6 protein-coding genes are annotated in these 8,543 nt (G+C 31.9%); 3 read left to right on the top strand and 3 right to left on the bottom strand.

Going from position 1 to position 8,543, the window contains the following annotated elements:
• The coding region (locus N4A40_10330; protein MCT4662246.1) for a hypothetical protein at nucleotides 1-879 on the bottom strand (879 nt) is incomplete at its 3' end.
• A 310-nt stretch (nucleotides 880-1,189) separates the two neighbouring features.
• On the opposite strand from N4A40_10330, the gene N4A40_10325 reads away from it, so the two are divergent.
• The 3 genes from N4A40_10325 to N4A40_10315 all read left to right on the top strand — a co-directional run bounded on the left by N4A40_10325 (nucleotide 1,190) and on the right by N4A40_10315 (nucleotide 4,677).
• A complete protein-coding gene (locus N4A40_10325; GenBank protein ID MCT4662245.1) occupies nucleotides 1,190-2,335 on the top strand; it encodes an ABC transporter substrate-binding protein in 1,146 nt (381 codons plus the stop codon).
• A gap of 175 nt (nucleotides 2,336-2,510) precedes the next feature.
• Nucleotides 2,511-4,034, top strand: coding sequence for an iron ABC transporter permease (locus N4A40_10320; protein MCT4662244.1), 1,524 nt, complete (start codon nucleotides 2,511-2,513; stop codon nucleotides 4,032-4,034).
• 1 nt (nucleotide 4,035) lies between these two features.
• A complete protein-coding gene (locus N4A40_10315; GenBank protein ID MCT4662243.1) occupies nucleotides 4,036-4,677 on the top strand; it encodes an ABC transporter ATP-binding protein in 642 nt (213 codons plus the stop codon).
• Between the two features lie 149 nt (nucleotides 4,678-4,826).
• On the opposite strand, the gene N4A40_10310 is transcribed toward N4A40_10315, so the two are convergent.
• Nucleotides 4,827-7,121 (bottom strand): hypothetical protein, encoded by a 2,295-nt coding sequence (locus N4A40_10310; protein ID MCT4662242.1) that lies wholly within the window; start codon nucleotides 7,119-7,121, stop codon nucleotides 4,827-4,829.
• Between the two features lie 40 nt (nucleotides 7,122-7,161).
• Nucleotides 7,162-8,543 (bottom strand): hypothetical protein (locus tag N4A40_10305; GenBank protein MCT4662241.1); only part of this gene is annotated, 1,382 nt, incomplete at its 5' end.

Genomic DNA, 8,543 nt, shown 5'->3' with positions numbered 1-8,543 from the left:
CGTTTCAATAATTTGATCCTTAGCATTCGGTACGTGGTTTGATGGTGTTGGAGGAATATATGGCTCTGGATTTGGTTTAGGTTTTGGTTCAGGCTTTTCTTCTTTTTTGTCTATAATTTTATCTATATCAACATTTTCGCCCTTTTCATCCTTTGCCTCTATCTTTTCCTTTGACTTTTCATCTACCTTTTCAATCTTAGCATCCTTTTTTGTTATCAATTTAAAAGGCTTTTTTGCCTCTATTTCCGACACCTTTGTATCTAATTCCACTTCAGCATTTTCAGCGTCCATAGTGATCTTTCCTTCTATTCCACCCTCAGCATTTTCACCAGCGCCTTCTATCTTGATTTTCCCTTTTTCTTCTGTCTTTATAACCAAATTACCCCTTAACTTTTTTCCGTTCAAATCTATGTCAACTAATTTAGTTATTTCTAGAGATTCCTCTCCTAAATCTATTTCTTTTTTTAATTCAATCTTGTCAACTAATTTATCATTAAATAAACTTTCAATATCCTCTCTAGTCGAAACTAATGCCGTTCCTTTTTCATCATCAACGTTATCGAATCTTATTTCGAGGTCTTTTTCTTTTACTAAATTTAACTCTCCAAGATTTTTCTTTTTTGAATCACTAATAACCAAACCATCTTCTATGTCTACAAATTGTTCGTTCGTAATTCCACTAATACTGTAATATATATCCTCAGCACTCATTATTGCTTCATTAATTTCATCTTTTAGAGAATCATTCTCTAAATCGTCCAACAAAAATACTTTTTGACCAATTATAACAGTATCTTGCGGTATAGCAAAGCCTGCAGCACTTGACAATAGCATTGATGCTGCTAGCGACATCGATATAATTTTCTTCCCCTTATTCATAATTTCCTCCCTATAATTAAATTTCTTTATTATCTGTTATACATATTCGCAGGTTCATTATACGTATCAGCCAAATTGTTTTCAACGCATATTACAATAAAAATATACAACATTACATTTTTAATACATTTGCGAACTTTAATTTACTTTTTCCGTATACTTACTTCATCTTAATAAACCGCCAATTCTTTTCGGATAATAATTATCATTAACCATTGACATTTATTCTCATTTAATATACACTTTTGACTCGAAGGAAGTAAAAAAATACATACAAATAAAAAAATAGTTTACAACGGAGGCGAATTTTATGAAATGGCTAAAATATGCAGCATTAAGTTTTTTAATAACAGGTTGTCTTTTCATCAGTGGTTGTGGCATGCAATCAGCTACGGATAGCAGTGGTTCCTTAAATCCCGGCACTAATGAATCTTTAGTAGTTAAAGAAAGCACCTCTGCTGATATTAATTCACAGAACGAAAAAGAAACAACAGTAAATTATGATGGAAAACCAGGTAAAATCACAGTATACATATCTGGACCCACTCCTATGCTTGAAGCTCTTGAACAAAATTTTGAAGAATCTCGCGGCGATGTCGTTGATTTTCTACATCTTGGCTGTGGACCTCTTAGACAAAAAGTTTGGACAGAAAAGGAAGCTGGACAAATCCAAGCAGATGTAGTCTGGGGATCTGATCCACTTATGTACATCAAGCTAGCAGATGCAAACGCTTTAGAAAAATATAAACCAAATGGTTACGATTCTCTAAATGAGGAATACAAAATTGGAGATAATTACTATACCATTGCTAGTGAACGCTACGGAGTCATACTTTACAATTCCGATAACGTAACTGGTAAAAAAATTCCTAAATCATTTGCTGATTTAGAAAAAATAGATTGGAATGGTAGCTTAATACTTGCAGATGCAACTCAATCCTCCACAGCTCTAGCTTTAACATCTGCACTTTATGAACTGAGTGGAAATAATTTTGACTATTTAAGTACTCTGAATTCAAACAATCTATTTTTAACTAAAAAAAATGGAGAAGTATCTACAAAAATAGCCTCAGGTGAATTTGACGGAGGAATTGCACCTCATGATGGGGCAATTAGAATATTAAAAAAAGCAAAAAAAGAAGGCTATACTCTACCTATAAAAATAGCTTGGCCTAATGAAGGTGCTCTTGCAATTCAAAGACCCATAGCTATAATAGAAAATCCAGCTCGTCCTGCTGAAAATGAAACTATAGCTCGCGAATTCGTAGATTTTATAATTTCAAAAAAAGCTCAAACTATAACAACTAAATTTGGATTTATAAGTGTTAGAAGCGATGTTGAACTGCCATTAGGTATTCCAGATAATGTCAAAGTTCTACCAATAAATTGGAGAAAGGCAAGTGAAAATGAAGATGCTCTTAGATCAGAATTCAAAACAATCATGCAAAACAAATAATATTTGCTTAAATAATTCTATTTCTAAGCACAAAAATCATAAATTACGGTCTGCTAGCCAGACCGCTTCTTTTATTTTGTTATTTATTTTAATAGGACTTTTAATCATCTATCCCTTGAGTTTACTTATCATACGAAGTCTGAGCATAGATGGTAATTTTAGCATCTCTAACTATATGAGTATATTAAAAGATTCTGGAAGTTACATAGCTGTAGGACACACCTTATATGTAGCGATTGGAGCTTTTCTGTTAACTAGTTTGTTTGGTGGTAGCATGGCTTGGTTAGTTACTAGAACAGATTATCCATTCAAAAAAATCGTCGATAAACTCTGCTTTTTGACATTTATAATACCATCATACATATTGGCAATTTCTTGGATAGAAATCTTCGGCCGAAATGGTTTTTTGAGTAAATTATTGAAAAGTACAAGCTTGATAGATCAATATACTTTTTCACCATATTCACTTGGCGCTGTAATAATTGTATTGTCAATTCACTTATATCCACTTATGTATATGTCTATCAAAAATGCATTTATGACATTAGATCCAAGCCTTGAACAAGCTGCTATACTATCTGGTGCTAGCAGACTTAAAGCTACACTTACAATTAGCCTCCCTCTGATAGCACCTAGTTTCATATCCGTTGGACTTTTAATCTTTAGCAGAACCATGGCAAACTTTGGTGTAGCTGCAGTTTTAGCACTACCTGTTGGTAAAGAAGTCCTAACTACTAGAATTTATAGTACTCTGACAAATTTGGAAATAAACCAAGCTATAGCTCTCTCAATCATTCTAGTAGCTCTTTCTGGGACTATTTTTGTAGTTCAGCAAAGAAAATTACACAACATGAAATTTACTACTCAAACGTCAGAATCTCAAAAACCAAAACTCTTACCACTTGGCAAACTTAAACTTCCCGTTATCATTATCGTAGTAACATTTCAGTGCTTGACTACTGTAATTCCATTGATATCAATTATTTCAGCTTCATTTCTAAAAAGGTGGGGATTGTCATTTACATTAGACCACCTAACTCTAAATAACTATAAAGCTTTAATATTCGACCATCCTCTCATGCTAACTGCCCTAAAAAACAGTCTTCTTTATGGCGCTCTAGCAGCTAGTTTTGCAGCATTATTGGCTCTACTAATAGTAAGTTTAAACACTACTAGTAATTCAAAATTAGGAAAATTGATGGAAATGATAGCCTGCTGGCCAATGGCTTTCCCAAATATAGTTCTCGCAGTTGCTGCCACTTTAGCATGGACTAAGCCACCACTTAAATTTTATGGGACTCCCTGGATATTGATAATAACTTATACAACATTATTTCTCCCAATAGCTATAAAAAATATATCTGGACTAGCACAAAATCAAGATCCCACACTGGAACAAGCTGCCATACTTTGTGGAGCTAGTCCTATAAAAGCTTTCAAGGATATCACATTTCCTATGTTGCTTCCAGGTGTAAAATCCGGCTGGATACTAGGATTTATAATATCTCTCAGAGAAATTCCCATAGCATTATTACTATACTCTGCTGGTACAGAAACCTTAGGAATACTACTTTTTGGTCTTCAATCAAGTTCATATGGTTTAGAAATGACATCAACTCTAGCAGTGGTGATAATAGTACTAACTGGATTTTTAAAAGTCCTAGCATCTAAAATGAAAACCTTCAAAGGAGGGCAATAATATGAGTCAGACTTTACTTGAAATGAATAGAATTTGGAAGAACTACGGCGATACAAAAGTTCTCAGTGGTTTCTCTATGGAAGTTCAAAAAAATGAAATATTGGCAATAGTAGGACCTAGTGGTTGTGGAAAAAGCACTCTTTTGTCATGCATATCTGGACTTGAATCTCCTGATCACGGTAAGATAAAACTGAGCGGCATTCCAATATATTCAAAAAAATGCCTAGTGCCACCAGAACAGAGACAAATCGGGATGGTATTTCAAAACTATGCCCTCTGGCCACACAAAACCGTATTTGAAAACATAGCTTACCCATTGAAAATTAGAAAACAAAAAAAATCATTTATAAAAAATGAGGTGTCAAAATATTTAAAAATCGTTAGACTAGAAGGTTTTGAATCTAGATACCCACACCAACTAAGCGGTGGTCAGCAGCAAAGAATAGCTCTAGCTAGAGCTCTTATAATGTCACCTAAATTACTTTTACTAGATGAGCCGCTTTGCAATCTTGATGCTCATCTTCGCGAAGCTATGCAATCCGAAATCAAAAAACTACGTGATGAGCTTGACCTGACGATAGTTATAGTAACTCACGATATGCATGAAGCCGAGAGACTTGCAGATAGGGTTATAACATTATAATATTAGAAATCAATCCAAACAAAATAATGTAAATTAGTACTTTAACAAAAAGGCCAAGAGAGTTAACATTTTAAAGGTTAACTCTCTTGGCTTTAAAAGCAATACATAACTCATTAACATTATGATAAATAATTGTTTTAGTTAATTCTTTATTCGAGAATATTATCTTCATCAAAACGTTTAGCAAAAATAATATAATTATCTCCTAGAAGAGCGATTTGATACTTTGTATAATTCCATGCACGTTCTTCAAAATACTCTGAATGAGTCCCATCGTTATTTGGTATAATTCTATTTTCAATAGCTCTTATATCTAATACCATATTTTTAGCTATTCTATTTTTGTCATCTATCAAATCTACTATCGCCACATTTTCATTAATAAATTTTATACTCTCAAATTCCAATAATTTTGTTTTAGTTCTGTTAGAATCTTTTACGGGTTGAAATTCTAATATTGCCAAATTAGAATCTGTATAAAATATAACCTCATCTCCAATTTCTAATATTTTTTCAACTCTATCAATTAACACATTTTGTGGCACATAAGTTTCTACACTTTGACCATTTTCTTGAAATACTAGTACATACCTCGAATCTACAACTCCCATTTTTAAAAGCTTCCCTCTATGAAAATCTAAAGATTCAAAACATGGAAAAATTTCATCAAATTTTATCAAACTATCACAACTATAATAATCCTTTAATAGAATTCCTCTAGCGCTCTTGTTTGGATTATATAACTCGTATATGTTTATTTTCTCTTTTTCAAAGGTACCATTTTTTTTAAGCCAATAATTTTCTTCTGATAGGAGTTCAGATATATTACCATTTATTATATAACTTTCTTCTCCAATCCCATGCTTCAGATCTGAATAAGAATAATTGATTCTAATTATATTTTTTGCAGGTCCAATTTCAGCATTAAAATATATCAAATCACCCACATTTAATTCACTAAAATTACTATTTCTAAGTTCATTTGAATTAAAATATCCAATACTATCATCAATTAAACTTATTTCACTCTGTTCGTACATTTTAGTTTTTGAATTCACCGCTACAACATTTCGACCACCATCAGCTAAACCAACTTCTATAAGTGTATCTCCTTTATTCGTTTCTGCTGCTTTGAATCCTAAAGTAGTTCTTGAACCAAGAACCATACCAACTCTCATATTATAAATATCTATTCCTTTATTTACCAAATCTAGAACTGGTACAAGTTCCACTTTACTAACTTCATGTGTACTCTCATCAATATTCCTAACACCATAAAATTTTCCTAAAGCATATCCTACCTCAACTATATCTCCAACTTTTATATTTCCTATTTTGCAAGTTGATTTATCAATATTAAGCGCAAATGTATTTTTAGGATTATATTCTCCAGCATTGACTTTATTTATATCCAAAATATTTCTACATGTAAACAACCACCTTGAACCTTCCATCTTTACTAATTGGTATACTTCATAGTTTCTAATATTGTCATCTAAAATATCATACACCTCAATTGGTTTTTGTCCTTCATATTTCAATCTCATCCAAACCAATTGATCCGAATATTGCTTATTTGTATTACTTGATTGATTTTCTATAAACCCAAGTTTTTTCAGCCTGTTTTCATCAATATTCAATGGTAAATAAAATATTTCATTATTTTTAGTACTTATTTTCACCTTAGTTATCCCATTACTAGCATTCCCGATATCCCATTCTTTAACCACTACAGCCATATCTCTATAATTTTTATCTAATGTAATTCCTAAAGGCTCTCTTCCCATAGTAAAATACTTTAGATTCGTTTCTTCACTGTATCTAATAAGAGCATCTACACATCCCTCTTCATTCAATACAATTTTATAATATCCATTCTCAACAACTCCAGATTTATTTTGTTCTACAATTTGCCTAAATCGCTCACTAGTTTTTATTTCAAATAAATCTTCTAAACCTCTATATTTTTTAGATTCGCCATTTTTAAAATCGAATATACACTTTCCCTCTTTATAAGACGTCAAATAATACAGATTACTATAGTCCGTTACGCCTACTTCCTCTAAAGACACTACTACTAATGCATTTTCTACTCTATTTATTATAGCTCTATATATGCTTTTTTCTGCATTTCTATTGTTTTGAAGTCTATCAACTATTTTCTCAATATCCATTGCAAGTTTTTTATCTCTAACTTCAAATACCTCAGAATTTTTATTAAAACTGATTGTGTCAGTTCCAATAATTACTTTTGCCTTAAATCTTAAGATTTCTGGATTATATCCTAAGCTTTTAGTATTTTCCAAAACATAATCTATACTTTCTCCATTTAAAATCATATACCTAATGGAATCGTCAGCCTCCGCTAAACTGCTTCCTCCTAAAATAATACATCCAAAAATCAAGCTGCAAATAAATTTTAAAAAAAGACCTGTATCCTTCATAATTTTTTATCCCCTTTAACATCATTGGCACTACCACTTACTATTCTACTATTCTCACAACATCCTTTTCACTCATTATATATACTAACTCAACGTTAGCTTTTTCATCTAATTTTACATTTACATAATCTCCAACATGCAATTCTTCTGATGAAACTTCATCAAATACAGGTGCCGAATCTAATACCTTAAATTCTTTTAAAACAGAATTCTGCACCGCTATATGCTTCTCATCATCTAATCTGTAGTCTCCCATCTCTAGTTTCAACTTTAGTCCATTTATTTCTTTTACCCTGTATATAGTGCTATTTTCTTTCGCAAATGGTTTGTAATAAGGTTTGATAGAGCTTATAATGCTCTGTCCATCATTTGTCTTTCTGTACTTTGCAACAACTATATCTTTAGAGTCTACTCCTGCTGATTCTAAATTCAATCCATCTACAAATATTCCTTCAGATTGTTTTTCATTTTTTCTAGCAATAGTCACCTCTCCATCATCAGGTCCATCTATCACAAGCATAATAGCTTCTCTCTCTTCGCTTAACTTCTTTCTTGCCATTACTACATTTAGCAAATAGTCTTCATTTTGTGTTTGCTTTATTAGAACGGCTTCGATATCTTCTTTGAATATATCGTTAAATTCGTCTAAATCTACGCTAAAAAGCTCACCACGCACCAAAATTTCATCTTCAATCTTATAAACTTGTCCAGCATCGGTAACAAAATTATCATCAACTATTTTACCTTTAATTCCTCTTTCACCTGATCGTATTGCAATTATAGAGCTTATTTCTTTATTATCATCATCTTCTACGATTGCAGCAAAATATCCCTCTTCGTCCTCTCTATCATCTAGCGTAGCTGCATCAATTTGCTCTAAATCATATTCTAATTTTAGCTCATCTATATTCTTTTCAGATATATCAACTACTGACTCATCTCTATCTTTCACTCTAAGGTCATAGAATTCTATTCCTTGGTACTTTTGATTATATCTTATGTCTGAATTACTTGATAAATTTTCAAATCTGAAGTTAATCATTCCATCATATTCATCAGCTATTATATTTTCTACAATTCCTAAACCTAATTGATTCTCGTAATTATCACTATCTGCAACTATTTCATAACTTTTTAGAATCACATCATCTCCAATATCGCTATCTGCAAGTATAGCTTTTATCCTTATATCGGAATCATTCGATTGCTCTTTTAGCTTTTCAAACATCTCTTTATTTGTAGTATTTACTTTGAATATATTAGAATTCTCATCTGATACATATATAGCTTTTTGATCTACCTTATCAAATGATTTAATTTTGAGTACCTCTTCATAATCAGCATCAACTTCATATAAATCATATGCTAAAAGCTTATCCCCACTATAGTATGCTAGCACATCCTCTGTTCTAGAAAATCCTT

The sequence above is a fragment of the Tissierellales bacterium genome, assembly GCA_025210965.1.
Taxonomy (GTDB): domain Bacteria; phylum Bacillota; class Clostridia; order Tissierellales; family JAOAQY01; genus JAOAQY01.
Note: the sequence above shows the minus strand (reverse complement) of the source record. Positions and strands in the feature narration are given on the sequence as shown.